Genomic DNA, 2,080 nt, shown 5'->3' on the forward strand with positions numbered 1-2,080 from the left:
TCGCGTGGCGCGAGAAAAATGACATCAACGCCCTGGGCGATCATGGAGTTGACGTCCGCAACCTGCTTGGCGGCGGAACCGGCAGCATCGGTATAAACGAGCTGGTAACCGAGCTTTTCGGCTTCTTCCTTCATGCTGTTGGTCTGGGCGATGCGCCAGGGGTTGTTGGATTCGGTCTGCGCGAAGCCAACCTTGTAGGTGTCTTTCTGGGCGAGCTTCGGCATTTCTGCAAAAGCGACAGTCCCCGTCATTACAACGGCGCCGACCGCCGTCGCAGCAAGCATGAAGGTGCGGCGTGAAATCGTAGACATCGGTGTTTTCTCCTCCAGAGTTTCCCGGTACTCCTCTCCGGGTGCGAGCATTTTCTGCTTCACATGGGCAAATCTTGCGCTAATAATATGAGCAGTCAAGTGATAATTTTATGAGCAACCGCACAATATTCTATGGCGTTGCAGCAATTGGGGTGGGGGTCTCGGAAATGACAAAGGGAAACGGGACGGAGCCCGATACCGCAAAAAAGACGGGTAACGGACGTCCGACTATGACTGATGTTGCCCGGGTTGCCGGCGTCTCCCAATCAAGTGTATCGCTTGTGCTCAACGAGATGTCCGGCGCCCGCATTACCGCAGAGACGCAGCAGCGGGTTAGGGAGGCTGCACATAAAATTGGCTATAGGTTACCAAGCGTACGACGAGACTTCACGGAAGCCCCGGATATCGAGAAAGACACCATCGCTTTTATCATTGATGAGATTTCCACCAGCCCGCATCCCGTCGTCAGTCTCGACGGGATCCGCGACTATGCGTTTGAGCAGGGTTTGATGGTGTCGGCACATGTAACACGGTCCAACCCGGATCTGCAGGAGGCCGTCATGCGCTCCGTATTGCGCGACAAGTCGGTCATGGGAGTGATCTATGCGACAATCTTCACCCGCAAAGTGTTTGTTCCGCCTCAACTCAAGGGCATACCGACGGTTCTTTTGAACTGCTACGCGGAACCTCGCCAGCATATGGCAATCGTTCCAGGCGAAGTAGCCGGTGGATTTGCCGCAACCGCCCATCTTACGGCGCTTGGCCACAAGCGGATCGGCTTCATCAATGGCGAGCCGTGGATGGACGCAGCTGTCGATCGGCTCAAGGGCTACAAGCAAGCGCTTGCAACAGCGGATATCGCCTTTGATGAGAGTCTTGTCCGCGACGGTGACTGGCTGCCCTTGCGTGGCTATGAGGCGGGGCTGGAATTGCTGTCGCTCACCAATCCTCCGACTGCGATCTTCTGCGGTAACGACTTGATGGCTATTGGCGTCATGGAAGCGGCAGCGGAACTTGGTCTGAGAGTGCCCGATGATCTGTCGGTCATGGGATATGACGATCAAGAGTTGGCCCGCTACACCCATCCCCCGTTGTCGACGCTGGTGCTGCCCAACTACGAGATGGGCCAGCGGGCCGCAGAAATTCTAATCGATATGGCGGTGCATCAAAAGCCGCTGCGTCCGATGACCATCAAGGTCGATGGCCCTATTGTCTTGCGAGGCTCGGTTGCTCCTGCAGCATCGCGCTAGCAGTGCGCGTCGCTGAAAAGCCTAAATTCACCCCTCACAAGTGAACATCTTGTCAAAGCTGCCGCTGACATGGAGCCGGTTGCGAATGGCGCTGTTGACCGCCGCTCGCAACGCTGCTGTGAAACTCGGATCAGATCAGACCGGGTCGGCACCCATGACAAGGCCCTCGATGTCGTGTTTCTGGGTGATTGGCACCAGTTCATCGACGACACGGCAAACAAGGTGTTTTTTGGCAATCTCGGGCAAGGCGTCGTACCACTCCTGGGTGACCATCATGTCGTGCAATTCTGCGTGGCCAGCCCCCGGAGCATCAACTCCGAGTACCATGACGGGGCGTGCGATCGGCGATAGATGTTCGGTACCGCGGTGGACGGTCAGCGCCGAGCGGCACGAGATATCACCACGTTTTGGATACTTGCGCGTTGCAAGCCCCTGGAATGGACCCCAGAGGGATTTCTCCGGAAACATTTCATGTTTCCATTCCCGCCCGTCGTCATATTGCGTTCCCGGCGCGATCTC

3 protein-coding genes are annotated in these 2,080 nt (G+C 56.7%); 1 reads left to right on the forward strand and 2 read right to left on the reverse strand.

The window, feature by feature from the left end; genetic code table 11:
- Positions 1–311 (reverse strand): substrate-binding domain-containing protein (locus AX760_RS04175; protein WP_139276439.1); only part of this gene is annotated, 311 nt, incomplete at its 3' end.
- Between the two features lie 167 nt (positions 312–478).
- Here AX760_RS04175 and AX760_RS04180 point away from each other — a divergent pair.
- Positions 479–1,561 (forward strand): LacI family DNA-binding transcriptional regulator, encoded by a 1,083-nt coding sequence (locus AX760_RS04180; RefSeq protein ID WP_071831744.1) that lies wholly within the window; start codon positions 479–481, stop codon positions 1,559–1,561.
- Positions 1,562–1,696: 135 nt separating this feature from the next.
- On the opposite strand, the gene AX760_RS04185 is transcribed toward AX760_RS04180, so the two are convergent.
- The coding region (locus AX760_RS04185) for a phytanoyl-CoA dioxygenase family protein (protein ID WP_483428566.1) at positions 1,697–2,080 on the reverse strand (384 nt) is incomplete at its 5' end.

The organism is Pararhizobium antarcticum (genome assembly GCF_001885585.1).
Taxonomy (GTDB): domain Bacteria; phylum Pseudomonadota; class Alphaproteobacteria; order Rhizobiales; family Rhizobiaceae; genus Pararhizobium; species Pararhizobium antarcticum.